This is a genomic window from Paenibacillus sp. 598K, assembly GCF_003851045.1.
Taxonomy (GTDB): domain Bacteria; phylum Bacillota; class Bacilli; order Paenibacillales; family Paenibacillaceae; genus Paenibacillus_D.
Genome location: NZ_BFBX01000083.1, coordinates 117,483 through 143,501, shown reverse-complemented (window position 1 = coordinate 143,501; position 26,019 = coordinate 117,483). Strand labels below are relative to the sequence as shown.

Genomic DNA, 26,019 nt, shown 5'->3' with positions numbered 1-26,019 from the left:
CGCCGCGCGCCTCCAGCGCCTTCCAGGGCAGTTCATAGCGCTTGGGGCCGATCAGCGAGTAGACGTCCTCGGCGCAGCCGTCCTCGCGGACCAGCGTCGCCGTCAGCCCGAGACGTCGCGTCGCCTGCAGCTCCGCCGTCATCCGGAAGACCGGGGCGGGCAGCAGATGCACCTCGTCATAGATGATGAGCCCCCAGTCGCGTTCCCGGAACAACCGCATATGGGGATAGTCGCTCTGACCCGATGCGCGATGCGTCATCATCTGATAGGTCGCCACGGTCACCGGCCGCACTTGCCGCTGACGTCCGGCATAGACGCCGACCTCCGCTTCGACCAGCGTTGTCTTCTCCAGCAGCTCGCGTCGCCATTGATGGACCGACGTCGTGTTGGAGGTGAGGATGAGCGTCGCACACTCTAGCGAGGCAAGGGCGGCGAGACCGATGATCGTCTTGCCTGCGCCGCAGGGCAGCACGAGCACGCCGCTGCCGCCCTGGACGGCGCCGTCGCGCCGGAACTGCTGCAGCGCCTGCTCCTGATAGTCGCGCAGCCGGAACGCAGCCCCGGCGCTCCCCCGATCGCGCAGCCGCACCTGCAGCGCCTCCCCGGACCGGTATCCGGCCAGATCGCTCACCGGATAGCCCATGCGCAGCAGCTCCTGCTTGAGCGCGCCGCGCGCCTGCGCGTCGACGACCCAAGTGCCGCCGGGCGACGGGGCCTCCGCCAACAGTCCGCGCAGCGCGCCCTCGCGCAAGGCGCTCTCCAGCCGTTCGTCGGCCTCGCCTACGAGCAGCAATCGCTCGCCCTCGCGCACGAGCCGCAACTGGCCAAACCGACCGATCCAGGTGCTCAAGCCGTCCTCGATGACTGCCGGCAGCTCGTATCGGCTATAGCAAGCCAGCCGCTCGGCGATCGACGCGCCGTCGACCCCTGCGGACATGGCATTCCATACGGTGAGCGGTGTTATCTTATAGGTATGCATATCGCCCGGCCGTTTGACGAGCTCGGCAAACGCGGCCAACGCTTCTCCTGCCTCCTGCGCTGCAGGGTGCAGGCTATCCAGCAATATCGTCCCGTCGCTTTGGACGATCAAAGGGCCTTGCTTATTCAGTTCCAACGCGTTTCCTCCTGACTTCTTCCATCTCTAGTCAGTATGAAAAAAAAACGGCATTTTTATGCCGTTTTTTGGAGATTGCTATAGAATGGCTTCATTGGGGGACGCCGCATAGTCCTCGGCCAGCTCGATCATCAGCCGGGCGGACACCAGCATCGCCCGCTCATCGAGGTCGAACATCGGATGATGATGCGCGTAGCAGGATTGCAACGCTTCATTGCCCGCGCCGACGAAGATAAAGCAGCCTGGCTTATGATGCAGATAGTAAGCGAAATCCTCGGCCGCCATAACCATAGAAGCCGTCTGCACAGCCTCCTCGCCCAGCAGCTGTCGGCCGACCCGGAAAAACCGCTCCACCTCTTGGCCATCATTGACGACAGGCGGGTAGCCCATCCGGTAGTCCAGCTTGCCCTCGGCGCCATAGAGGCCGCAGATATGGGATACAGTTGCCTGAATGCGCTCTCGGATCGTGTCTCTTACTGTCGGATCGAAGGCGCGCACCGTACCTTTGAGAAGCGCATGACCGGCGATAATATTATTGGTATGCCCAGCCTGAAAGGTGCCGATCGAGACGACAGCAGGCTGCAGCGGATTAACCTGACGGCTGACGATCGTCTGCAGCGCCATCACCAGATCGCTCCCGACGACGATCGCATCCACCGTATCATGCGGCAGTCCGCCGTGACCGCCCTTACCCACGATCTCAAGCGAAAACTCGTCTGCTGACGCCATCATCGCGCCTTCTCGTGAAGCGACGACGCCATAAGGCAGCGGCGTCCACAAGTGCACGCCGTACACCGCATCGACGCCCTCCAGCGCGCCGTACTCGATCAGCGGCAGCGCGCCCCCCGGAGAGATCTCCTCCGAGGCCTGGAAGAGCAAGCGTCTGCTGCCAGCCAGCCGATCCCTGACCGAAGCGTAGTAGGTGGCGATTGCCAGCATCGTCGCGGTGTGACCATCGTGACCGCAGGCATGCATAACGCCGGGCACCTGCGAGGCATATTCGACCTGCTTTTGATCCTGGATCGCGAGCGCATCGATATCGGCGCGCAGCGCCACCGTTGGTCCCGGGAGCGCTCCCTTGATTGTGGCGATCAGTCCGTAGCCGCCCAGCCCTGTCCGCACCTCGCAGCCGAGCTCGGTCAGCACGCCGACGATGAACGCGGCCGTCTCCTTTTCCTGATAGGAGACTTCCGGATTGCGATGCAGATATCTGCGCCACTGCACCATCTTCGGGTATAGCCCGCTTAGCGCTTCTTCTCTTTGTTTGCTCGCGTTCATGCTCGTCCCCTCCTCATGTCATCTATTCTATCAGAAATCCTCCATCAAGCGAAGTAGTATCGACCGGAGTTTGCCCTGTCCGATGTTCGAAAAACGTTCACGTTTTGTTTTGAAGCCGTTGCCGCGCATGCTTGCACTGACCACAGAAACATACTATCATGAATAAAGAATATGGTTAGGCATCTGAAGGAGGATATCCATGATTATTGAGAATACAGGCTTGAATGGCATGACGAGCGAATTGGCTCATCTGGACGAGTCGGCGGAGCGCCTCGGCTTCGTCCGCTGGCAATGGGAATATTACCGCGCTACATATGATCTGAAGCTTGAGGATCGCGCGGGCAAAGCCGAGTACTTCCTGCGGGTCAATACACGCGCCGTCGAAGGCAAGCTGGAATCGCCCTATGCTGTATTGGCTATAGAGTCGATCTATATCGGACGGGCTACGTTCCCGCACGGTATGGAATACGAGTCGCCGGTACCGCAGCCGATTCTCAACACGGCTACGCAGCGACTCCAAGATCTGAAGAAGTTACTTTCGTAACGCGAGAGTAACCTCTTGCCTGCATACGTATGAACAAACCGCAGACCGGTCCAAAGGGCAGACCGGATTTTCTGCTACTCGTCATGACATTGGTGCTGGTCGGCTTCGGACTGGTGATGGTGTTCAGCGCCAGCTCCAATATCGCTGTCATTGACAAACGCTACAATTTCGACGCGCTGTACTTCACGAAGCGACAGATCGTCTGGGTCGGTCTCGGCACCGTCATCATGCTGGTATTGATGAATATCCGATATCAGTTTTTCAAGAAAGGGTTTATCCTATATTTTATCCCGGTGCTGATCCTGCTGGCGCTGGTGCCGTTCATTGGATCAGAAAGATACGGCGCCAAAAGCTGGCTTGGCTATGGATCGCTGGGCATTCAACCGACCGAATTCGCAAAACTCGCGCTTATTCTTTATCTTGGACGGTTGATTACCAAGAAGGGCGAAAAATTCCGCGATTTTAAGCGCGGCCTGCTGCCTGTCATGATCGTCGTTGGCTTCATTTGCGGACTGATCATGCTACAGCCAGATATGGGCTCTGCGATTATCGTAGCCGCTTGCGCAGCGGTCGTTATCATTGCAGGCGGTTCCAATCTCAGGCAAGTCTTTTTCTCGGGTGTGGTTGTATCCACTGTGGTCGCTGTTATTATCAGCCTTGCATACGCGCTAGACCCCGATCCCTGGGAATATCGGATTAACCGATTCATTTCATTCATGGATCCATTTCATGATCCTCTTGGTTCCAGCTATCAATTGGTTAATTCGCTTTACGCGTTAGGTCATGGCGGCTTTCTAGGCGTCGGATTAGGCCATGGCATTCAGAAACTGCATTATCTGCCGCTTGCCTACAACGACTTCATCTTCGCTGTCATCGGCGAGGAGTTCGGATTTTTGGGCGGCGCCTTGTTTCTATTGTTCTACCTGGCCTTCCTGTGGCGAGGTCTGATCGTCGCCCTGCGCTGTCCGGACATCTACGGCACCATCATTGGCGTAGGCATCATCGGCCTGTTCGCCATCCAGGCGATCATCAATATCGGCGGTGTTATCGGGGCCATCCCCGTAACGGGCGTGACCTTGCCATTCATCAGCTATGGCGGATCGTCGATGTTGGTGACGCTGGCCTCCATGGGCGTCCTGCTCAGCATCTCGCGAGAGGCCAACAAGCCCGCACAGTCCAAGCCGTCCCGGTTTGACAGACAGCAGACGACGCGGGAGCAGCCTGCGCCGTACCGAGGCGGATACTTCCAATAACCCGTTTTACTCGCTTTATGAGACAACGCCCGGGATCCTCGATCCCGGGCGTTGTCTTGTCCTTTATTCACTTGATAGCGAAGCGTATATGTGACGCGCAGGCAGGTTTACTTCAGCCGCTGGATCTCCTCCAGCTCCTCTTCCTTGAAGGCCACGCCTTCGACTTTGACATTGACCTCTACGACCGTCAGCCCCGTCATGTTGCTCACCGCTTCGTGTACATTCAGCTGCAGTTGACGACATACTTCCTGGATCGGTATTCCATATTGCACGATGACCCGCAGGTCTACGGCAGCTTCCAGTTGCCCAACCTCGACCGAAATGCCCTTTTGTACATTTTTACCGCTAAGTCTCTTGGCCAAGCCCTCGGAGATCCCGCCCGACATCGCAGCAACGCCTGGCGTCTCCAGCGCTGCGAGTCCGGCGATCGTCGCGACTACGTCATCAGAGATACGAATAATACCGGTTTGAAGGTCTTCGGTCATTGGGTTTCACTCCTCTTGTCATTCCATCCTATAGCTTTATTGTAATGGAGAGCCGCACCTGAAAGCAAGCCGACGCCGTTCAAGAATGGTTAAAATTTACACATGCAGTCACAATCCTCCCATGTCATGGCTTGCGACGTCATAGGCTATACTAAGGTCAGAATTGGAGGGTTTGCCCATGAGTCGACGCAACCTGTTTTTTGGCGCGCTGGCTGGCGGTTTCATCCTAAGCGCAGCAGCCCACTACCTGCATTGGAGCAATACGCTGCAATTCGCCTTCTCGGCGATCGCGATCCTCTTCGTCGCCGGCTTCTTGGGGCAGGCGACGGAGAGCGTGGCCCATTATGCGGGACAGCGGCTGGGCGGCTTCCTCAATGCCACCTTCGGCAATGCTGCCGAGCTGATCATCACGCTATTCCTCGTCAAGGAAGGGCTCTTCGACATGGTCAAGGCCAGTCTGACCGGCGCGATCATCGGCAATCTGCTGCTCGTGCTGGGAGCAAGCGTGCTGCTCGGCGGATTGAAGTTCAAGCAGCAGCGTTATAATGTCGAGGTCGCCGGACATAATGCCAGTCTGATGATCATGGCCGTCATCGGCCTGTTCGTGCCTGCCGTCTTCGTCGCCTCGGAGCAATTCTCGGTGCAAAAGGATCAGCAGCTCAGTCTGGCCGTCGCTGCCATCCTGCTCGTCTCCTACCTGCTCTGGCTCGTCTTCTCGATGATTACCCACAAGGACCTGCTCGCAGACGAGATGGAGTCATCCGAGACCGAGGAGCGCCCACTGTGGTCCAAACGTCGATCGATCCTTTTCCTCGTCCTGGCGACCGTGATGGTCGGCTTCGTCAGCGAATGGCTCGTCAGCACGCTCGACGTCTTCTCCGAGCGCTTCGGACTGTCCGAGCTGTTCATCGGCGCCTTCGTCATCGCGATCGTCGGCAATGCCGCCGAGCATAGCGCCGCGATCATGCTCGCGATGAAAAACAAGATCGGCGCGGCCGTCGAGATCGCGATCGGCAGCAGCCTGCAGATCGCCCTCTTTGTCGCTCCAGTGCTTATCTTTGCCAGCACCTTGTTCGGAGAGACGATGGATATCCTCTTTACCCCGATCGAGCTGACCGCAATCGCTGTATCGGTATTCATCGCCAAGTCGATCTCCCGCGACGGCTCGACCAACTGGTATGAAGGCGTCCTGCTGCTGATGGTATACATTATTCTCGGGATCGCCTTTTACCTCGTCTAGTCCGAGGCTCACGCCCGGAACGGCATATGACGGGTCGCCCCGGAAATCCGCGAAAAAAAAGAGCAGTCTCCATCGAGACTACTCATTTGACGTTCATCGCTTCGTACAGCTGTGCCAGATTGCGCTCAAGCTTGCTTAATATCTGCTTACCTGTGGAATCAGGGACTAATCCGGCACGCACTGCGAAGTCCACCTCACGAGAGAAACCGTACATCTGCGTGTCGAGGACTTCCTCGTACAGCGGACATTTGCGCGTGGTGAGATTCTCCATCTGCACCTCGATCAGCTTCTCGATTTTGTTGGCATCGTCTTGCAGAAGATGAAGCGCCTTATGATGCAATTGCTCCATAACATCTAATGAAGACATGGTACTCCCCCTTGTGCGCGTCATTCGCCGTCTTCTATACCCTTTATATTAGTCGAAATCGCGGTAATACACAAGGACAAAACGTTAAAAGCGCCCGACTCCTCTTGAGTGGGCGCTTTCAGTACAAGCTGTGCAAATACGAATTACTCTTCTACAAGTTTGATATTCAAGTTATGCTTGGCGAATACTTCCCTCATCGCGGCCTTGGCTTCGACTTCATCCGGGCCATGCACATGAAGCTCGTAGGAATGATTGCTAACAAGTGTCGTGAACAATCCGAGGATACTTTTCACGTCGATGAATTTATTCTCGGCTTGAAGCACAATAGAAGACCGGTAACGATTAGCGGCTTGTGAAATGTCTACGATCGCTGTGTTGTTAGACATGAAAATCCCTCCAATATCAGTCTGGCAAACCTTACATCCATCATACTTGCAATTCCAAGTTCCAGCAAGGGTCATTTTGCACAAAGTTGCTTGTACAGATTGCCCTTCTTTACGTTCATCTTATTTCAGGTGCTCGGGGTTTAGACCTTCCAGGGCAGGCAGCACGAAGCGACCGTCCTTGCGGATCAGCACATCGTCAAAGTAGATCTCGCCGCCGCCGTATTCGGGCCTCTGAATCTGTACCAGATCCCAGTGCACCGACGAGCGATTGCCATTGTCCGTCTCCTCGTAGGCCTGTCCCGGCGTCAGATGCAAGCTTCCGGCGATCTTCTCGTCGAACAACGTATCCTTCATCGGATGGAGGATATAAGGATTGAAGCCAAGGCTGAACTCGCCGATGTACCTCGCTCCCTCGTCGCTGTTCAGCAGATCGTTGATCCTGCGCGAGTCGTTGCACGTCGCCTCGACGATCCGCCCTTCGGAGAAGGCAAAGCTGACCTGCTCATACGTGAACCCGCCATAGACGCTCGGCGTATTGTAGGTGATGCGCCCCTCTACCGAGTCTCTGACCGGCGCGGTGAACACTTCGCCATCCGGAATATTGCGCCGGCCAGCGCATTTCTTGGCGCCGATACCGCGGATCGAGAAGCTCAGATCGGTGCCCGGTGCGACGATCCGCACCCGATCCGTCGCCGCCATCAGATCGCGCAGCGGGTCCATCGCAGCGTCCATCCGCGCATAATCCAGATTGCAGACATCAAAGTAGAAGTCCTCAAACGCCTCCGTGCTTTTGCCTGCGAGCTGCGCCATAGACGCGTTGGGATACCGCAGGACGACCCACTTCGTATGCTTGACTCGTTGCTCCAGATGGACCGGCTGACGGTATAGCTGATCGTACAGCTTCATCTTCTCCGGCGGCACATCCGCCAGCTCGTTGACATTGGCGCCCGCGCGGATTGCGATATAGCCCTGCATCCGCTTCATCCGAGCCAGATCCAGCTCCGCCCACAGCTCGATCTGCTCCCGCGTCGCATGCATCAGCTGCGTCCGCAGCACCGCGCGATCGGTCGTCTCGACGAACGGTCTGCCGCCCCGGGCGGCTACTTGCTCGATCAGGCACTTGAGCAGTTCGTGCTCCGAGCCGATCATCTCGATCAACACATGATCTCCAGGCTGCACCTCGATCGAATAACCGACCAGATTTTCGGCCAGCTTCGCTAATCTGGGATCTCTCACAGGCTCCCCTCCTTGCCATGGTTGCTTGCGCTTACATCGTATCATGTTTGGCTGGAGATTGCATCCTGTGCGAGCTGTCCTCTTTCAGAATGTCCGCACCGCCTGCACATCAAAAAAACCTTCCTCCGTATGGACGGTGAAGGTTTTTTGGTGGGCTTAGCCGGTACGGACGCAATTGCGCCCGTCGTGCTTGGCATCGTAGAGGGCCATATCCGCCCGGTAGAACAACGACTCGACGCTGATCTTGTCGTCCTCCCGCGTCCACTCCGAGACGCCGCAAGAGATGGTGACGCCCGGGTCTGTCTCCGCCGCTACCTGCTGAAGGATACGCTCGGCGATCCGGCACGCTTGCGACGTGTTCACCTTGGGCAAATAGACCGCCAGCTCCTCGCCTCCCCAACGCGCCGCGATGTCGCTGTCGCGGATGCAGAAGCGGATAATCTCGCTCACCTGCTTCAGGATCTTGTCTCCGACCTGATGGCCGTAAGTATCGTTGATGCCCTTGAAATGATCGATATCCACTAGAATAAGCGATCCGCACAAATCCTTGCGCTGCCGTTGCTGGATCTGCTCATTCAGATAATGCCGCACCCGCAGTCCCGTCAAGTTGTCCGTAATGACCATATGCCGAACCTCCGCATGCAGCGATGCGTTGGTAATGGCCAGACCGATATGCGTCGAGAGCACCTGCAACAGCTTGTAGTTGTCATAGGAGAAAAAATTCGAACTGCTATGGGCTACCAGAATCACGCCGACCACATCGGTGCCGACGACGATCGGGGCAGCGATCAACGAGCGCGAATCGGTCAGCTCCATCAGACGAGACGTCACAGGATGCGTCGCATGATAGTCCGAGATGATCAACGGCTCTTTGCTCCGGTACACCAGGCTGCTGAAGCCATAATTGGAAGGGAACTTCTCATTCGCCAACTCGGGGAAATTGCATGACATGACGACGAACTGGTCCGTGTCCTTGTCCTTCTGCAGCAGACAACAATAGTCGGCATGGAAGATGCCGAGCAGCTCCGAGGTCGCGAACTGGAAAATTTCCTTGGGACGCAACGATTGATTCAGTCGCTTGGTTAGCTCGTTGATCAGCTGCAGCTCATGAATGAGCAGATTCGATTGCTCGTAGAGCTTGGCATTCTCGAAGGCGGTGCCGGCCGTATCGGCGAGCATCGTCAGCTCCGGCAGCTCGGAGATATCGGTATGGCCCGTATCCGCAGCGAGCAGCAGCACGCCGTATACCGCCTGCTTGCCCCGGATCGGTACGGCGAGGCAAAATCCGCCGCCCCCGATCGCCTCGGCCACCGGCTGGCCTTCCATAAAAGCGCGGGCGCACGGATCATCCGAGCCGTGACGGAACAGCAGCGGCTTCACTCTCGCGTCGACGTGGACATAGTCCTGCGAAAGGAACAGATCGACGCGATATTGCGGGTACAGGCGCTCGACGGTACGGATGATCTCATGCAACACCGAGCTGACGTCGATCTGGTCATGCAGCCGCTTGGCTGCGGAGAAGAGCGCCTCCCGACTGCTCATCTCCTTGTGAATCTTCTCTTGATAATGGAACATATCCTCCATGAAGAACCGTTCGCAACGGTGGTAAAAGCAAGCCCGGTAATGCAGCGTCGCTGCGCGCAACGTATCCGCCGCCGGCAGATCGACTCCGGCCTTGTAGACCAGACCGATCATCGACAGCAGCTGACCGCCCGCCCGATCATGTACGGGATGAAGACGGAAGCGACGCGATCCGTCGGTAGTCGCTCCCAAAGCGCGGTCTGCCGGCGGTCCGCCGGGCAGCGCCGCTGCCGCCAGCAGCAACGTCAGCGCAGTCTCCATCTCCTCGTCCGGACTGCCGTTTAGCCGATCGACGGCGGCGAGCTGACTGCCGTTATGATCGAGCAGCAGGACCAGCGCCTCGCCCAGGAGCGGCGTGTCCGCCAGGTCCAGAATCCACTTATCGAAGCTGTCGATCAGAAGTGGAGCCAGATAAGGCAGGTCCGCCGCAGAAATCGGACTCCCCTCCAGCCACTGCTGGAGTTCGCCTGTTGCGCCTTGCCGACTGCCGGGCCGAACGACCGCCTCTATGGGGCGGATTTCGTTGACCATTGCCCTGCACCTCCGTCCCTACATCTTCTCGGCTATATCGTGGCGTTGCCATTCGTTGTTGATCGTCTATATGCCCTGCAAGTCGAGCCGTTTGTCCTAAGCTAAAAGATATCTTCATCATACTCGATTTTCATGAACATTGCACTAGGTAGGTAGCCAAAAACAAGGACTTTCGATTCATTTTTTCTAATTCCTCCGTCCGATGCTATTGTCGAACTAGCTCGACTGTCATGCTTACCGTTTCATGCTTGACAAACGTAGGCGAAATGGATAAAATTTATTGTTGAATATAGGGATTACGGTTTTGTGTCACCCTCAGGGAGGTTTCTCGCTGACAGGCCAGCGGCTGAACTGCCTGTCAGGACGAAGTGATGTCCGCATCGTCGCAGAGAGCGTCCCGCGAAACAATAGACCCATTTTCAAAATCCCATTTGAAGAAGGAGCTACTACCGCATGTCACGTTATACTGGACCTAAATTCAAACTGAGCCGTCGTCTCGGCATCGCCCTTGGCGGCAACAGCAAAGAACTGAAACGCCCATTCCCTCCAGGACAGCATGGCCCTGGCCAACGCAAAAAACTGAGCGGCTATGGCGTTCAACTGCAAGAGAAGCAAAAACTCCGTCATATGTACGGCTTGAACGAAAAGCAATTCCGCAACCTGTTCGACAAAGCTAGCAAACTGAAAGGTATCGCCGGTGAGAACTTCATGTTCCTGCTGGAGAGCCGTCTGGACAACCTCGTATACCGTCTTGGTCTGTCCAACTCGCGTGCTGGCGCGCGTCAACTGGTCGCTCACGGTCATGTAACTGTAAACGGCAAAAAAGTCGACATCCCTTCCTACACTGTATCCGTAGGCGATGTGATCGGACTGCGCGAGCGCAGCCGCGGTCTCAAAGCGATCAAGGAAGCGATGGAAGGCCGTCATCATCTGCCTAACTACGTCGAGTTCAACGAGAACGCGATGGAAGGCAAGTATATCCGTCTGCCTGAGCGTGCCGAGCTGTCCCAAGAGATCGACGAGAAGCAAATCGTCGAGTTCTACAGCCGCTAATTACATTTCCCGCATGACGACAAGCCGAGCAAGGGTCTATCCCTCGCTCGGCTTTTTCATGTCGACCTTAGCCACTCTTCTGATTTACGCTTCTTCCTCCTGCTCCGCAGTTGTCTCTACGACGGGCTGCGATTCGGCAGCCAGACGCTTCCGTGATGCGCGCGGAGCGCCGCTATCGGCCGTCGGCACAACCTTGGAGGTGAAGCCCTTGATCAGCTCCTCGACGTCGATGCCGGAGACGTTTTTGAGCATCTCGGGCGCCGTGGCCATCAAGGACGTCACATAATTGCTCACTCTTGCCGCGCCTTCGCCGTTGCCAGTGTCGACGACGGTCAGCTTGTCGATGCCCTTGATCGGTTCGGCGACGCGTCCAGCCAGCTCAGGCAGCATCTTCACGATAATGTCGAGTACAGCAGCTTCGCCGAATTTCTCGAACGCCTCGGCCAGCTTTTCCTTCGCTTCCGCTTCCGCCAGACCGCGTGCCCGGATAACTTCGGCATCCGCCGTACCTTTGGCGCGCTCGGCATCCGCCAGCGCCAGACCTTCGAGTCGCTTCTGCTCGGCGCTCGCCTTGGCCTCGGTCTCGATCCGGTATTGAACCGCATCAGCCTCGCGCATCCGTCTAGCCTTGTCGGCTTCGGCCGCCTGCTCAACGGCGTAACGGTCGGCATCGGCTTTTTTCTTCACTTCCGCATCATATTGCTTCTCGCGACGGAGGATCTCCTTGGCCTCGAGGTCGATCTCCCGTTCCTTGCGGACGAGCTCGACCTTCATCATCTCTTCGACGACGCTCTGCTTGGCGCGCGCTTCCTGGATCGCGTAAGCCTGGTCGGCGCCGGCCTTGGCCGTGTCCTGCTCCTGTTTAAAGGAGGCGACCTTCAGCTCCTTGTCCTTGGTGGCTTCCGCAATATGGGTATCGCGCAGCAACTCTGCCTTCTGACCTTCCTCCTCGGCTCTCGCCTTCTGAATCCGCGAGTCGCGGATCGCTTCCGCTTCGGCGATCTCCGCGTCGCGCTTGACGATTGCGATGCGCGGCTTGCCGAGCGCGTCGAGGTAGCCGTGCTTGTCGCGCAAGTCCTTGATCGTGAAGGAAACGATCTGCAGCCCCATCTTCTTCAGATCCTTGGCTGCGTTGCCCTGCACCTCCTGAGCGAAGCGATCGCGGTTGCGGTACACCTCTTCGACCGTCATCGTGCCGAGGATCGCCCGCAGATGGCCTTCGAGCACCTCCTGCGCCTCGCTCCTCAGCCCTTCGGTCGGCTTGCCCATGAACTGCTCCGCCGCCGTGGCGACGTCTTCGATCGAGCCGCCGACCTTGATGATGGCGACGCCATCGGCCATGACTGGCACGCCTTGCTCCGTGTACACCTCGGGAGTCGATACATCCAGCTTGTGCGAGAGCAGCGACAGGAACTCCGCCTTCTGGAAGACCGGCAGGATGAACGCGCCGCCGCCGCGGACGATTTTGATCCGGCGTCCCGACTCGTCGGTGAGCGTATGCCTGGAACCCAGGAAGGAACCGGTGACGACCATCGCCTCATCGGGACTGACCGTTTTGAAGCGAGCCCAGAAGGCGAGACCAAGCACGACAATGACACCGACAACAATAGAAGGAATAATCAAAAATTCGGGCATATCATTTCTCCTCTCTCTGTTGTGTCTCTACAGCATGCCAAAAGGGGAAGACGTTACAGCTCCAGCTTGGATACATACAAGGTATGGTCGCGCACCTCGACGACGACGACCCTGCTGCCGGTCGGGATGGGCTCGCCGTCATGACTGGCAGCGATCTGGTTGGTGACGCCCGCAGAGCCGACGCGCACCAGCACCTCTCCGTACCCTGTCGCAGGGATCGGCACCAGTACTTCGGCGATCTTGCCTGCTAGCTCCTGGAATGAATATCCGCTCGAGTTCTCGCTGTTCTGCATCGGCTTCACATATAAGAAAAACACGCTGATCCCGATCACAATCGCGGCCAGCAGTGCGATCAGCACAACCGCCCATGCTCCGACCACCGTGTACCGGCTGAGCAGCAAGCCTGCGCCGCCGAATGCCGTAATGCCGCCGACCAGTGTCATCGGCTGCATCCAAGATACGCTCTCCATCGACAAAAAATCGAGCATACCGTCCAGCGCCTCGCCGAGAATATCGCCAAAGATGACACTGATCAGAGCGTACAACACGCCGCCGACCAGACAAGCAATGAATAACGTTTCCATTGCCCCTCCCTCCCCTTTCGTTCGTCTAAGCCTTGCCACACGCGCAGAAACGTTGATCCACATTCCTACATACGTCTAATTTGTGAATCCGTTTCATTTTCTTATCATGATATGCCAGAATCCGTCAGTTTAGCCAAGCCGCGAGCCCCAAACAGCCGCGCCTTTCGATGCATTTTTCTTTGGAAAAGCCGCGGATCGTGCTCACTTTTAGCGATTTGTGCTATACTATACCTGTTATATTGGAGGAGGAGTACATAGCATGACTAAGGAGCAGAAGAACGCGCCGCCCCGGATCAGCGGCTGGCGAACGTTCGGGCTGGTTACATTCATCACAATTAAATGGCTTGTCATCTTCGCCCTCATCATCGGGTTATTCGTCGGGGGAGCCGTGACGGGCTACGTCGCTTCGCTGGTCGCCGACGACCCTGTGCGGCCGCTCGCGGAGATCGAGGAGAAAATAAATGAGAACGACATCACCGGCTTTGTCTATTTTAATGATGACAGCATGCCGGTCGGCCAGCTCCGCACGGAGGAAGACCGCCGCCTCGTAACGACGGAGGAAATCCCGGACAACGTCATCGACGCCGTACTGGCGATCGAGGACAATAATTTCAACGATCATTACGGCGTCGACATTAACGGCCTTGGCCGGGCAGTCAAGCAAAAGCTGCTCAACGAGGATACCCAGACCGGCGGCAGCACGCTGACCCAACAGTTGGCGCGCCGCGTATTTTTGAGCTTGGATGTGACAGATAGCCGGAAGTTCAAAGAAATTTTCCTTTCCTTGCGCATGGAGCGCTATCTGACCAAGCCGGAGATTTTGACGGCTTACCTGAACAAGGTGCCCTTCGGCAAAGGCTCGAGCGGCTACAATCTGTTCGGCATCAAGGCGGCTGCCAAAGGCGTCTTCAATATTACCGACCTGAAGCAGCTCAACACGGCGCAAGCCGCCTATCTGGCCGGACTGCCGCAGCGGCCGACCGCCTACTCGGCGTTCAACAACCGCGGCGAGATCAACGAGACGAACCTGGGCTATGCCCTCGATCGGCAGAAGCTGGTGCTGCGCCGGATGCTGGAGACCGGTCGGATCACGCAGCAGGAGCATGACGAGGCGGCAGCGTTTGACATCCGGGCTACGCTCGCCCAGCCCAATCCCAAGGCTTATACCACGTATCCCTATCTGATGCTCGAAGCAGAGCGTCAGGCAGCGGAGATCTTGCTCCTGCAGGAAGACCCGACGCTGACCAAGGCCGATCTGGCCTTGCCGGCCAACGCGCCGCGAGTCGAGGAATACCGGCAAAAGCTGCTCCGCGGCGGCTATCATATCTATACGACGATCGACAAGCGGATCTACAACCAGATGCGCGAGCTCGGCAACGACGCCTCCAACTTCGTCGATGACGAGAAGAAGGGCATCCAGCAGATCGCGGCGATTCTGATCGACCATAAGACCGGCGCTATCGTCAGCATGCTCGAAGGACGCGACTTCAACCTCGAGCAGATGAACCACGCGACGCAGATGACCCGTCAGCCCGGCTCGACGATGAAGACGATCGCAGCGTACTTGCCTGCCATCGAGATGGGCAAGATCCAGCCTGGCGGCGTCGTCGACGACGCGCCGATGGTGCTTCCCGACGCGCAGAAGAGCTTCCACATCCCGATGAACTCCAACAACCGGTTCTACGGACTTGTGACGGCCCGCGAAGCGCTCGACCGCTCGCTCAATCTGCCTGCGCTGAAGCTGTTCCTGGAGGATGTGACGATCCCTGTAGCCTGGGACTTTGCCCGCAAGCTCGGCATTACGACGCTGCAGCCAAGCGACGATCATGCCCAGACCGGTGTAATCGGCGGCCTCAGGGTTGGCGTCACTGTCGAGGAGCTCACCAATGCCTACGGCTCGATCGCCAACGAAGGGCTGTTCAACGATGCGTATATGATCCGCAAGATTACGGACGCTCACGGCAAGATCGTCTACAAGCATGAGCCGAAGCCGGAGCGCGTGTTCTCGGAGCAGACCGCGTTCCTGATGACCGACATGCTGCGCACGACGATCGCCAACGGCCGCGGTACGGGACATGACATCACCTCGCGCTTCAACGGCTACGGCACGATCCCGGTCGCGGGCAAGACCGGCTCGACGCAAGGCTACGGCGACGTATGGTTCGTCGGCTATACGCCTGATCTGACGCTGGGCGTATGGACCGGCTACAAGAGCTCGGCGAACAAGCTGGTCGGGGAGAATCGCAAGAAGGCAAGACATCTATGGACCAAGATGATGAATCAGCTCACCGAGACGCGGCCTGAGCTGTTCCCGACGACATCGTTCCCGCAGCCGGAAGGTGTCGTCAAGGCGACCGTGTCCAGCGTCAGCGGCAAGGCACCGTCCTCGCTGACACGTCAGTTCGGCAGACTCGTTACCGACTGGTTCAACGTCAAGTATGTGCCTAAGGAAAAGGAAGACGCACTCGTGAAGATGGCCTTCATCACCTACAACGGCGTCAACTATGTCGCCCGCGACACGACGCCGTCCGACTTCATCTTCGAAGAGATCGTCATCAAGCGCAAAAAACCGCTCGGCGAGCTGATGAAGGAAATCGAACAGGCGCAGAGCAAAATGCCTGCCCGCAGCCGCAGGCCGATGAGCGCCTATCTGCCGCCCGACGCCTCGATGGACGCGCCGTCGGAAATCGACCCGCGCGTCGATGACGGCAAGGCGCCGTCACCGCCGTCCAGCGTCAGAGCCAACGCCAGCGGCAACGGCAATGTCACGATTACCTTCGACTCCAGTCCAGAGCGCGACGTCGTCGGCTATCGGCTCTATCGCAAGCTTGGGGGCGGCAGCTTCCAGAAGACCGGCGCATCGTTGCTCGCCGGAAGCTCCAACAGCTTCACCAGCAGCGTGCCTTCGGGCAGCTCGTACGAGTTCTACGTCACCGCCGTCGATGTCGCAGGCAAGGAATCGTCGCCTAGTCTCATCTCCGGCTCCGGCGGCAGCATGATCTCGCCGGGAACGTCCGGCGATGGAGACTCCGCCCCTGGCGGCGCAACAGCCGGAACAGACAGTCCGGCCTTGACGCCGCCGACACAGCAACCGACAACGCCTGAGCCTCAGACGCCTGCCGTCGACGATACAGGCGTTCCGGGCGCTCCATCCGGCGTACGCGCCGAGACGACCGACATCGGCGTCTTGTTGACCTGGAGCGCCAATCCGATCGCCCAGCAGGTCGTTCACTACAACGTCTACTACAGCGAGACCGGCTCTGGAAGCTATACGAATATCGGTGCCTCGGCAGACCCAAGGTTCGAGTATGTGTCTCCGATCCGCTCCGGCTGGTTCCGGATCTCCGCCGTCAATGAACAGGGCGAGTCGAAGTTCTCTGCAACGGTCCAGTTGAAATAGTACCCTGCACAATCTACACGCTGTTTGATGGCAACACAAATAACGGCCAGTCCGCGATATGCGGGCTGGCCGTTTGGGTTTCGTTAGTCACGTATGATAAGTTCAGATTAATCCTCGATCGTCGACAGATCGCCTGTCGGCAGGTTCAGCTCCCATGCCTTGAGGACGCGGCGCATGATCTTGCCGCTGCGCGTCTTCGGCAGCTTGTCGCGGAACTCGATCTCGCGCGGCGCAGCGTGTGCCGAGAGCCCTACCTTGACGAACGTATAGATCTGCTGCTTCAGCTCCTCGGAGGGCTCATAGCCCTCGCGCAGCGCCACAAACGCCTTGATGATCTCGCCGCGCATCGGATCGGGCTTGCCGATGACGCCCGCTTCGGCGATCGCCGGGTGCTCGACGAGCTTGCTCTCGACCTCGAAGGGACCAACCCGCTCGCCGGCTGTATTGATGACATCATCGATCCGCCCCTGGAACCAGAAGTACCCTTCCTCGTCCTGATAGGCCGAGTCGCCGGACACGTACCAGCCGGTAAGTCGGAAATACTCCTCGTACTTGGCTGGATTGTTCCAGATCTTGCGCATCATCGATGGCCACGGCGTACGGATCGCAAGATTGCCCATCCGGTTCGGCGGCAGCTCGCGGCCGCTGTCGTCGATAATCGCAGCCGTCACGCCCGGCACTGGCTTGCCCATCGAGCCCGGCTTGATATCCATGGACGGATAGTTGCAGATCAGCTGGCCGCCCGTCTCGGTCATCCACCAAGTGTCATGGATGCGCTGGCCGTACACCTTCATCCCCCAACGGACCACCTCGGGGTTAAGCGGCTCGCCTACGCTGAGCACATGACGCAGCGAGGTAAGATCGAACTTGCCGACCAGGTCGTCGCCCGCGCCCATCAGCATGCGGAACGCCGTAGGTGCGCTGTACCATACCGTGACGCCATACTTCTGAATCGTGCTGTACCAGTCCTCGGGGCTGAAGCGGCCGCCGCGTATGACGTTGGTCGCTCCCATCAGCCAAGGGGCGAAGATGCCGTAGGACGTGCCGGTTACCCAACCCGGATCGGCTGTGCACCAGTACACGTCGCCTTCCTTCAGATCAAGCACGTAGCGAGCGGTCAGCCGATGCTGCAGCATCGCGTTCTGGACGTGATAGACGCCCTTCGGCTTGCCAGTCGAGCCGGACGTATAATGGATGATCAGCCCGTCCTCGCGATCCAGCCACTCAATCTCGCCGCCTGAGGCAGCCTGCGCCATCTCCGCCGCATAATCGACGATGCCTTCGCCCGCAGCGACCTCCTCGCCGACGACGATCCGATACTTCAGCTCCGGCAGCTCCTCATGAGCGATCCGGCCGAGCAGCGCCGGTGTCGTGACGATCGCTACTGCGCCGCTGTCCTGCAGTCGATCCTTGACCGCCGTCTCCATGAACGCTTCGAATAACGGGCCGACGATCGCGCCTACCTTGAGGATGCCCAGCAGGCAGAAGTACAGCTCTGGCGTACGCGGCATAAAAATAAAGACCCGCTCGCCCTTGCCGATGCCCAGACCGCGAAGCACATTGGCGAACTTGTCGGATTGTTCCTTCAGCTCGGCAAAGGTATATTGCTCCTCGCGCGACTTGTCGCTGTAGTACAGCGCAATCCTGTCTCCTCGCCCTTCGGCGACATGACGATCGATCGTTTCGTACGCCATATTGACCTTGCCGCTCGTGTGCCAGGAAAATTGCTGCTCCAGCGCCTCCAGACTAAAGCTGGCTCTTGCCTCTTCGTAACTTCCCATATTGCTGTTCGTCGCGGTTGCCTGGATGCGTTCCTGTTGTTCATTCTGCTCCATTTTTCAATCCTCCTCAAGGTACCCTATCCGTCTTGCATGAGAATACGCTTTCATCGTTTCAATCATAAAGATTCAAAAAATCGTCATTTGTTATTATAGCATATTTTATTGACGGCGCACATGGGTTTTCAAAGGCGCGCTTTTTTGTTATAAGTGTAACTAGAGCCTAGAAGGTCTGATCACCCCGGAAAGGAGGAAATGACCTTGGAGCATCGCAAAATCCCCCGCCTCCATACCTTTATGAACGGCGACGAGGAACTCGTCGTCGAAGGGCCTGTCGAGCCAGAGCGACTCGCCGAATGGGAGATGCATACGGATCTGGACGCCTTTCGCAGGCCACGCGATCAGCATGAAGCGCTCGTTGAAATCGCCGGACTGCCGGAGGGGCGGATCATCGTCGCCCGCACCGGCTCTCTGATCGTCGGTTATGTCACCTTCCACTACCCTGACGAGATGGAGCGCTGGTCCGACGCTGGCATGCCCGATCTGGTGGAGCTTGGCGCTGTCGAGGTCGCCAACGCTTACCGCGCGCTGGGTCTGGGCAAACGTATGATTCGCACCGCTTTCGAAGAGGACCAACTGGAAAATATGATCGTCTACACAACCGAATATTACTGGCATTGGGATCTGGAGAACAGCGGCTTGAACGTCTGGGACTATCGCAAGATGATGGAGCAGCTGATGAAATCGGTCGATATGGTCTGGTTCGCCACCGATGACCCGGAGATCTGCTCCCACCCCGCCAACTGTCTTATGGTCCGCATCGGAAAAGAGGTGCCGCTGGCGTCTGTGGAAGCATTTGACCGTGTGCGGTTCCGCCAGCGATTCATGTACTGATCGCCCTGCCGCACGGGGCGATACCATAAAAGGAGGACGCTTAGCGATGAAGACGGCCAATGCCGTATTTGTACATCATCCGGACGCGATGCGCTACCGGTTCAATGATCACCATCCGTTTAGTCCGATGCGTCTGGAGCTCGCGATCGATCTGTTGAGAGCGTCTTCAGCGCTGGATGACCGGCAGATCGTGATGCCCGCGTCGGCCGACGACGAGCTGCTCTGCCTCCTCCATCGTTCGGATTATATCCAGGCCGTCCGCCAGCTGAGCGCCGACGAGCCGCTGCCGCAATGGTACAGCCAGGCCCAGCAGTACGGACTGCAGACGGAGGACACGCCTTGTTTTCCTGGCATGCATGAAGCAGCCGCCGCCATCGCAGGCGGCTCCGTGCATGCGGCCGATGCCATCATGCAGGGCAAGACGCAACATGCGTTCCATATGGCAGGCGGGCTGCACCACGCCTTCCCTGATCGGGGCGCGGGCTTCTGCGTCTACAACGACGCCGCGATCGCCATCGCCTGGCTTCGCCAGCGCTACCAGGCGAGGGTGCTCTACATCGACACCGACGTGCATCATGGCGACGGCGTGCAATGGGCATTTTACACCGATCCTGCGGTGTGCACGTATTCGATACACGAGACCGGCAAGTTCCTCTTCCCCGGCACAGGTTATGTGCATGAGCGCGGCAATGCTGAGGGCTTCGGCAGCTGCTACAACATGCCTGTAGAGCCCTATACGGAGGATGACTCCTGGCTGGAGTGCTTCAGCGAGAGCATCGCGCGCGTCGCCGCCGCCTTCAAGCCGGATATCATCATTAGCCAGCATGGCTGCGACGCGCATGCGCTCGACCCGCTCTCGCATATCCACTGCAGCATGCGGATCTATCGCGAAATGCCTGCGATCATCCACCGGCTGGCGCATGAGCACGCGGGTGGCAGATGGCTCGCCGTTGGCGGCGGCGGCTACGATATCTGGCGGGTCGTACCGCGCGCCTGGGCCCTCGTCTGGCTGGAGATGACCGATCACCCGCTGCTCGGCGAGATCGACGGGCGCGGGTTCGCAGCGACGCTGCCTGCCCCGTGGAGAGAGCGCTGGCAAGCGCTGAGCCCAGACCTGCTCCCCGAGAGCTGGCTCGACGATACGTCGAGCTGGGCGCCGATGCCGCGCCGCGACATCATCACGGAGCAGAATCGCGCCATCAAGGCGATCGCGATCCAGGATTTGTAGCATGATGCATAACCCAGGCAGTATCATGCCCATGACGTATTGCTCCTGAGACGCTGCATTGCCAATCCCTCGAGTAACACCAACAGAGCCTTCGGCCCCCTGCATGGGGACTGAAGGCTCTTCTGGATGAGCTGGCACAAGCTAGCAACCCGCGGAGGCGCTGACCAGCTCCGGTCTATCGGTCCGGTCTACAACCGGCCGAGCATCTCCTCGATCATGCGGAAGGAGTTCTCCGCCGCCTGAGCCGTGAACTCCGGGAAGTTGACATGCGCGGAGCCGTCGGCCTTGTCGGAGATGGAGCGGATGACGACATACGGCACGCCGTTCATCGCACACACCTGGGCCAGCGCCGCGCCCTCCATCTCCGTGCACGTCCCGCCCAGATCCTCATACAGCTCCCGGACTGTCTCCCGACTGGCGATGAACTGGTCGCCCGACAGCACCTTGCCTGTGCGATAGCGACCAGGGAACAGCGTCTCGCCGGCCGCCTCCGCGATCTCGATCAGCCGCGGGTCGGCTGCGAAGTCGGATTGCTCCTGGAACGGGATCACCCCGCGCGCAAACCCGAGCGGGCGCACGTCCATATCGTGCTGGAGGGCGCTGGCCGAGATGACGATGTCGCCGATCTCAAGCGCCGGATCGAGCGCGCCTGCGACGCCGGTGAACAGTACATAATCGACGCCCTGGTCGATGAGCACCTGCGTGCATACAGCCGCGTTGACCTTGCCGACCCCCGACTTGCCATAGATGACCGCTTTGCCCCGAAGCACGCCCTCATGCAGGGTGATGCTCGCCTTCTCGATCGTACGGGTCTGCTCGGTCTCCCGATGCAGCAGCTCGATTTCTTCATTCATTGCGCCGATAATACCAATCTTCACTAATTCTCACTCCCTATATGAACAATGAAAAAGCTCCCGAAGGAGCTTGATTGTACAAATCGCCCAATTAAACCTGGCTGACCGACTGGCGGTTGATCAGCTCATGCGGCAGGATGACGCGCGGGTCCTCGACGGCTTCTTTTTTCATTAGCTTGGTCAATAGACGCATCGACACCGCGCCGATATCGTACATCGGCTGAGCGACCGTCGTCAGCTGTGGACGCACCATCGACGCCATCCGGCTGTTGTCGACACTGATGACCGAGATATCCTCAGGCACCTTCAGACCATAGTCCTGAATGCAATGAATCGCGCCGATCGCCATCTCGTCGGTCGCAGCGAACACCGCTGTCGGCTTGTCGTCCCGGTCCAAAAAGTACTTCATCGCCTCGATGCCGGACTCGTACCGGTAATTGCCGACGCGAACAAGCGCCTCGTCATACGCAACACCAGCCTGCTCAAGCGCCCGCTTGTAGCCCTGGAATCGGGCATAACCGTTGGCTGGGTCCTGCAGCGTGCCGCTAATCATCGCAATGTTCTTGTGCCCTTGAGCGATCAGCGAGCTGACCGCGTCGAACGCTGCCGCCTCATGATCGATATCGACCGAAGGGATCGTTGCCTGCTCGTCCGTCGTGGCGCAGAGGACGATCGGCACGTTGGCCGAACGGAAAGCGATGATATGCTCCTCTGTCACGGCGCCGCCCATGAACAGCAGACCATCCACCTGCTTCTCCAGCAAGGTGTTGATGACCCGGATTTCCTTGTCTTTCTTCTTGTCGGCGTTACAGAGGATAATATTGTAATGGTACATGTTCGCGATATCCTCGATGCCGCGAGCCACCTCCGCGAAGATGGCATTGGAGATGTCGGGGATGACGACGCCGACCGTTGTCGTCTTCTTGCTCGCCAGCCCGCGTGCGACGGCGTTGGGACGGTAGCCCAGACGTTCGATCGCCTCGAACACTTTTTTACGGGTTTGCGGCTTGACATTCGGATTGTTATTCACCACGCGCGAGACTGTCGCCATCGACACGCCCGCTTCCCTTGCTACATCATAAATGGTTACAGTCACGTTCCTTCTCTCCATTTAGTTCATATTTTTGGTGCGTTGTCTGGTCATTGGGAGCATACTTGCCACGTCTGCCGGAACTCTATTGGATTAATGATACGACAAAAATTTACTTTACGCAATGTTACCCGTCCTGACTCTGTCGAGAAACGAGATATGGTCTGCCCTGTTAAGTATGATTAGCTGCCAAACTTATGTAGACATTGTGCGTCGGCTGATCTGCGACAGCCGCTTTTCCACCTCGCCGGCCCACTGCTCATCGCCCATCCTGCGCGCGAGGAGCAACAGATCGAGCAGCTTGTTGATTCGCTCTTCGATGAGTCGATCCAGCTCTTGCTGATTGGGTCGCTTTTGTCTGACATAGAGCTCCAATATTAAATCTGCCCATTCGTTCCACTCATTAAACAGAAAAGTCTGCGGTTCGGGCTCCGAGCCGAGTCGGCCGATCAGTCCGGTCAGGTCCGGCTTCACTTCCGGGAACACCTCGCTGCGGCTGCATGCTTCGCATGAGTAGACCGGCACATTGTCGATCTCTACCTTGCCCGAATAGATTACCGTCCGCAGCTTCATGGACATCACTTCGCCACAAGGACAGCTTTTTTGCACAGCGGCCCACCCCTTTAGAAATTGGTATACGAACATTATTCGACCCCGTTCGCCTTATTTCCTGCTCGTTCTGCTTGTAATTTTCTGTTATCCGACCCACTTAACGCCCGAATCGGGTCCAACGACGCCGAATCATCGGCACACTCAGAGCAAGCATCGCCAGTAGAGCGCCAATGCCGTCGTTACGGATGTCATTAGCATCGGGCGTACGTCCATCAACAAACGACTGATGATATTCGTCGCTCACTCCGTACAGGACGCAGAGCAGCACGACCAGCAGGCGCACGCGCCAGCGCAGCGCTCGCGCGCCAAAGCCGTAAGCGAGCAAAAAGGCAAGGATAAAGTAGGCAACAAAATGACCCCAGTCGAAGCTCTGCATAAATGGCAAAAGCTTCTGGAACCAGGGCATAATCCCGCCGAGCTGATCGCCGGTGCGGGAGGACAGCCAGAAAATAACACCCATCCACAACAACGCTGGAAGCCAGCGCCACCAGGAACGGGGGGAGTGATTGGTTTGCTTCATAGCCTCTCCTTCAGTACAATAAGGTTTGGGTTATCCCATACATCCCGTCTAGGAGGTATTATCGATGTCACTATCGGATAAGTCTGTTATCTGTCTGCTTGATGATGAGTTCGAAGATCTGGAATTATGGTATCCCGTCTACCGCGTCCGCGAGGAAGGCGCGACTGTCCTGTTCGCCGGACCGGAGAAGGGCAAAAAGCATATCGGCAAATACGGTGTCCCCGCTGTCGCCGATCTCGCCTTCGACGAGGTGAACAGCGCCGATCATGATGGCATCCTCGTCCCCGGCGGCTGGGCGCCAGACAAGCTGCGCCGCTACCCGAAGGTGCTCGAGCTGATCCGCGAGATGGACAAGGACGGCAAGCCGATCGGTCAGATCTGCCACGCCGGCTGGGTGCTCATCTCGGCGCGCATTCTCGAAGGTCGCACCGTCACGTCGACGCCGGGCATCCGCGACGACATGGAAAACGCCGGCGCGACCTGGGTGGACGAAGCGGTCGTCGTCGATGGTCATATCGTCTCCTCCCGCCGTCCGCCAGACCTGCCGCCTTATGCCAAGGCGTTCGTAGACGCGCTCAGACAGCGCTAGGAGCGCAGCGGCTTGCAGACCGAGACTGGCGTCTCCTCCGGAGCGCCGACAGCTCGTCTGAAGCTCTCCAACTGCTGCCGCATCTCCCTACTGGTGCGGCAGGAGAGCAGCAGCTCCAGCAGCTGACGGCAGTCCGATTGCTTGGTCTGCAACAGCCGTTCCTTGATGTGCAGGATGGCAGGCGCGCTCATGCTCAGCTCGTCGACATCAAGTCCGAGCCAGATCGGCAGCGCCAATGTATCGCCTGCCATCTCCCCGCACACGCCGACCGGGATGCCCCGCCGCTTCGCGGCATCCACCGTCATCTTAAGCATCCGCAACACCGCCGGGTGATACGGCTCGTATAGATGGGCGATCTGATCGTTCATCCGGTCGACGGCGAGCACGAACTGCACGAGGTCATTGGTGCCGATGCTAAAAAAGTCGACCTCCTCCGCCAGCAGATCGGCGATCGCCGCCGCCGCCGGCACCTCGATCATGACGCCGACCTGCAGGTGCGGATTAAACGGCAGCCCTTCGTCCAGCAGCTCCTGCTTGGCCTCCTCCAGCACGGCCTTGGCCGCTCGCACTTCCTCGACCGACGAGATAAGCGGGAACATCATCTTCACATGCCCGTACCGGCTTGCTCTCAGGATTGCCCGCGATTGGGTCTTGAGCAAATCCTTGCGGTCGAGCGAGATACGGATGGCCCGGTAGCCCAGGAACGGATTGTCCTCCTCAGCGATGTTGAAGTAGTCCAACTGCTTGTCGCCGCCGATATCGAGCGTACGGATGATGACCGTATCCTCGCCCAGCTTCTCCGCCACGCTCTTGTACACCTCAAATTGCTCCTCTTCCCCCGGAAAATCGAGCCGATCCATATACAGAAACTCCGTCCGGAACAAACCGACGCCAAGCGCCCCCACAGGCAAGGCTACGTCAAGCTCCTTCAGCGAGCTGATGTTGGCAGCCAGCTCGATCTCTTTGCCGTCCGGCGTAACCGACCGGAAGCCAGCGAGCTGCTTTAGTTTGTTTTTGGCTTCGTGCTGCGCCTCCTGGGCTCGCGCGAACTGCTCCATTACCCTCTCGGCAGGGTCCAGGATCACTTGGCCGCTCTGTCCGTCGATGACCATCATCTCCCCTGTCTGAATCGGCTCTGTCAGCTTGTTCTCGAGTCCGACGACGAGCGGAATGCCAAGCGCCCGCGCCATAATCGCCGAGTGGGAGGTTGTGCTCCCCGCCAGCGTGACAATGCCGAGCACATGCTTCGGGTTGAGATGGGCTAGCTGAGAAGGCGAAAGCTCCTTGGCGACAAGGATAAATGGCTGGGTATCGGTCGGCAGCTTGATCTCCGGCGCGCCGAGCAGATGCTTCAGGAGCCGGTTGCCAACATCCTTGATGTCGAGCGCGCGTTCCTTCATGTATTCGTCATCAAGCAGGTCGAACATCGTCACGAAGTGATCGATCGCTTCCTTAACCGCCACCTCCGCCGCTTTGTACTGCCGCTGGATGATGCCCTGCACCTCATTCATGAAGACGGGATCGTCGAGGATCGCGATATGCGCGTCGAAAATATGCGTCTCGTCCGAGCCGACCACCTCGCGCAGCTCGCCCTTCATCTGCTCGATCTCATCCTTGGACGTCTTGATGCCTTCGTACAGGCGGTCGAACTCCTTGGCCAGATCGGCGACGTCGATTTTTTGATCCGGCAAATCCCATTCCCATCCCGGCAGCACGAAAGACTTGCCGATCGCGATACCTGCAGACGCTCCTATTCCTTGAATAATG

The 26,019-nt window shown here is 58.2% G+C and carries 23 protein-coding genes; 8 read left to right on the top strand and 15 right to left on the bottom strand.

Going from position 1 to position 26,019, the window contains the following annotated elements; genetic code table 11:
* The coding region (locus tag PA598K_RS22880; protein ID WP_185602178.1) for a helicase-associated domain-containing protein at positions 1-1,114 on the bottom strand (1,114 nt) is incomplete at its 3' end.
* 78 nt (positions 1,115-1,192) lie between these two features.
* The gene (locus PA598K_RS22875) at positions 1,193-2,392 is read right to left on the bottom strand and encodes an amidohydrolase (RefSeq protein ID WP_128659183.1); all 1,200 of its coding nucleotides are present in this window, start codon (positions 2,390-2,392) and stop codon (positions 1,193-1,195) included.
* 199 nt (positions 2,393-2,591) lie between these two features.
* Between PA598K_RS22875 and PA598K_RS22870 the strand changes: the two genes are divergently transcribed.
* Together PA598K_RS22870 and ftsW are read left to right on the top strand one after the other, a co-directional pair.
* Positions 2,592-2,936, top strand: a complete 345-nt coding sequence (locus tag PA598K_RS22870) for a YugN family protein (RefSeq protein ID WP_128659182.1) — start codon at positions 2,592-2,594, stop codon at positions 2,934-2,936.
* A gap of 29 nt (positions 2,937-2,965) precedes the next feature.
* Positions 2,966-4,189 carry a putative lipid II flippase FtsW gene (ftsW, locus tag PA598K_RS22865; protein ID WP_128659181.1) on the top strand — a complete coding sequence of 408 codons (1,224 nt, stop codon included), beginning with the start codon at positions 2,966-2,968 and terminating at the stop codon, positions 4,187-4,189.
* Positions 4,190-4,296: 107 nt separating this feature from the next.
* Here the strand turns inward: ftsW and PA598K_RS22860 are convergent, their stop codons facing one another.
* Complete coding sequence (locus tag PA598K_RS22860; protein WP_128659180.1) at positions 4,297-4,674, bottom strand: Asp23/Gls24 family envelope stress response protein; 378 nt, start codon at positions 4,672-4,674, stop codon at positions 4,297-4,299.
* Between the two features lie 178 nt (positions 4,675-4,852).
* Here PA598K_RS22860 and cax point away from each other — a divergent pair, with 178 nt between their 5' ends.
* Positions 4,853-5,914, top strand: coding sequence for a calcium/proton exchanger (gene cax / locus PA598K_RS22855; protein WP_128659179.1), 1,062 nt, complete (start codon positions 4,853-4,855; stop codon positions 5,912-5,914).
* Positions 5,915-5,996: 82 nt separating this feature from the next.
* Here the strand turns inward: cax and PA598K_RS22850 are convergent, their stop codons facing one another.
* The 4 genes from PA598K_RS22850 to PA598K_RS22835 form a co-directional block, all read right to left on the bottom strand.
* Positions 5,997-6,281 carry a YlaN family protein gene (locus tag PA598K_RS22850; protein ID WP_128659178.1) on the bottom strand — a complete coding sequence of 95 codons (285 nt, stop codon included), beginning with the start codon at positions 6,279-6,281 and terminating at the stop codon, positions 5,997-5,999.
* A 143-nt stretch (positions 6,282-6,424) separates the two neighbouring features.
* The gene (locus tag PA598K_RS22845) at positions 6,425-6,667 is read right to left on the bottom strand and encodes an HPr family phosphocarrier protein (RefSeq protein ID WP_128659177.1); all 243 of its coding nucleotides are present in this window, start codon (positions 6,665-6,667) and stop codon (positions 6,425-6,427) included.
* 120 nt (positions 6,668-6,787) lie between these two features.
* Complete coding sequence (locus PA598K_RS22840) at positions 6,788-7,903, bottom strand: aminopeptidase (protein ID WP_128659176.1); 1,116 nt, start codon at positions 7,901-7,903, stop codon at positions 6,788-6,790.
* A gap of 156 nt (positions 7,904-8,059) precedes the next feature.
* Positions 8,060-10,015: a sensor domain-containing diguanylate cyclase gene (locus PA598K_RS22835; protein WP_128659175.1), complete on the bottom strand. Its 1,956-nt coding sequence runs from the start codon at positions 10,013-10,015 to the stop codon at positions 8,060-8,062.
* Positions 10,016-10,468: 453 nt separating this feature from the next.
* On the opposite strand from PA598K_RS22835, the gene rpsD reads away from it, so the two are divergent.
* Positions 10,469-11,068: a 30S ribosomal protein S4 gene (rpsD, locus tag PA598K_RS22830; protein ID WP_128659174.1), complete on the top strand. Its 600-nt coding sequence runs from the start codon at positions 10,469-10,471 to the stop codon at positions 11,066-11,068.
* 84 nt (positions 11,069-11,152) lie between these two features.
* Here the strand turns inward: rpsD and PA598K_RS22825 are convergent, their stop codons facing one another.
* Both PA598K_RS22825 and PA598K_RS22820 read right to left on the bottom strand, forming a co-directional pair.
* A complete protein-coding gene (locus tag PA598K_RS22825) occupies positions 11,153-12,703 on the bottom strand; it encodes a flotillin family protein (protein ID WP_128659173.1) in 1,551 nt (516 codons plus the stop codon).
* A 53-nt stretch (positions 12,704-12,756) separates the two neighbouring features.
* On the bottom strand, positions 12,757-13,287 hold the full coding sequence (locus PA598K_RS22820; RefSeq protein ID WP_128659172.1) for an NfeD family protein: 531 nt from the start codon (positions 13,285-13,287) through the stop codon (positions 12,757-12,759).
* 259 nt (positions 13,288-13,546) lie between these two features.
* Here PA598K_RS22820 and PA598K_RS22815 point away from each other — a divergent pair, with 259 nt between their 5' ends.
* Positions 13,547-16,687, top strand: coding sequence for a transglycosylase domain-containing protein (locus tag PA598K_RS22815; RefSeq protein WP_128659171.1), 3,141 nt, complete (start codon positions 13,547-13,549; stop codon positions 16,685-16,687).
* 107 nt (positions 16,688-16,794) lie between these two features.
* Here the strand turns inward: PA598K_RS22815 and acsA are convergent, their stop codons facing one another.
* Positions 16,795-18,522, bottom strand: a complete 1,728-nt coding sequence (gene acsA, locus PA598K_RS22810) for an acetate--CoA ligase (protein ID WP_128659170.1) — start codon at positions 18,520-18,522, stop codon at positions 16,795-16,797.
* A gap of 204 nt (positions 18,523-18,726) precedes the next feature.
* On the opposite strand from acsA, the gene PA598K_RS22805 reads away from it, so the two are divergent.
* Together PA598K_RS22805 and PA598K_RS22800 are read left to right on the top strand one after the other, a co-directional pair.
* Positions 18,727-19,359, top strand: a complete 633-nt coding sequence (locus PA598K_RS22805) for a GNAT family N-acetyltransferase (RefSeq protein WP_376739061.1) — start codon at positions 18,727-18,729, stop codon at positions 19,357-19,359.
* 46 nt (positions 19,360-19,405) lie between these two features.
* Positions 19,406-20,587: an acetoin utilization protein AcuC gene (locus PA598K_RS22800; RefSeq protein ID WP_128659169.1), complete on the top strand. Its 1,182-nt coding sequence runs from the start codon at positions 19,406-19,408 to the stop codon at positions 20,585-20,587.
* Between the two features lie 188 nt (positions 20,588-20,775).
* On the opposite strand, the gene PA598K_RS22795 is transcribed toward PA598K_RS22800, so the two are convergent.
* The 4 genes from PA598K_RS22795 to PA598K_RS22780 all read right to left on the bottom strand — a co-directional run bounded on the left by PA598K_RS22795 (position 20,776) and on the right by PA598K_RS22780 (position 23,663).
* Positions 20,776-21,465, bottom strand: coding sequence for a 5'-methylthioadenosine/adenosylhomocysteine nucleosidase (locus PA598K_RS22795; protein ID WP_185602177.1), 690 nt, complete (start codon positions 21,463-21,465; stop codon positions 20,776-20,778).
* Between the two features lie 67 nt (positions 21,466-21,532).
* On the bottom strand, positions 21,533-22,537 hold the full coding sequence (gene ccpA / locus PA598K_RS22790) for a catabolite control protein A (RefSeq protein ID WP_128659168.1): 1,005 nt from the start codon (positions 22,535-22,537) through the stop codon (positions 21,533-21,535).
* A 189-nt stretch (positions 22,538-22,726) separates the two neighbouring features.
* Entirely contained in the window at positions 22,727-23,140 is a 414-nt protein-coding gene (locus PA598K_RS22785) for a hypothetical protein (protein ID WP_128659167.1), read from the bottom strand.
* A gap of 100 nt (positions 23,141-23,240) precedes the next feature.
* Positions 23,241-23,663 carry a VanZ family protein gene (locus PA598K_RS22780; protein ID WP_128659166.1) on the bottom strand — a complete coding sequence of 141 codons (423 nt, stop codon included), beginning with the start codon at positions 23,661-23,663 and terminating at the stop codon, positions 23,241-23,243.
* A gap of 64 nt (positions 23,664-23,727) precedes the next feature.
* Between PA598K_RS22780 and PA598K_RS22775 the strand changes: the two genes are divergently transcribed.
* Positions 23,728-24,252: a type 1 glutamine amidotransferase domain-containing protein gene (locus tag PA598K_RS22775; protein ID WP_128659165.1), complete on the top strand. Its 525-nt coding sequence runs from the start codon at positions 23,728-23,730 to the stop codon at positions 24,250-24,252.
* Here the strand turns inward: PA598K_RS22775 and ptsP are convergent.
* Positions 24,249-26,018, bottom strand: coding sequence for a phosphoenolpyruvate--protein phosphotransferase (gene ptsP / locus PA598K_RS22770; RefSeq protein ID WP_128659206.1), 1,770 nt, complete (start codon positions 26,016-26,018; stop codon positions 24,249-24,251). The two genes, PA598K_RS22775 and ptsP, sit on opposite strands and share 4 nt — an antisense overlap.
* Position 26,019 lies beyond the last annotated feature (1 nt).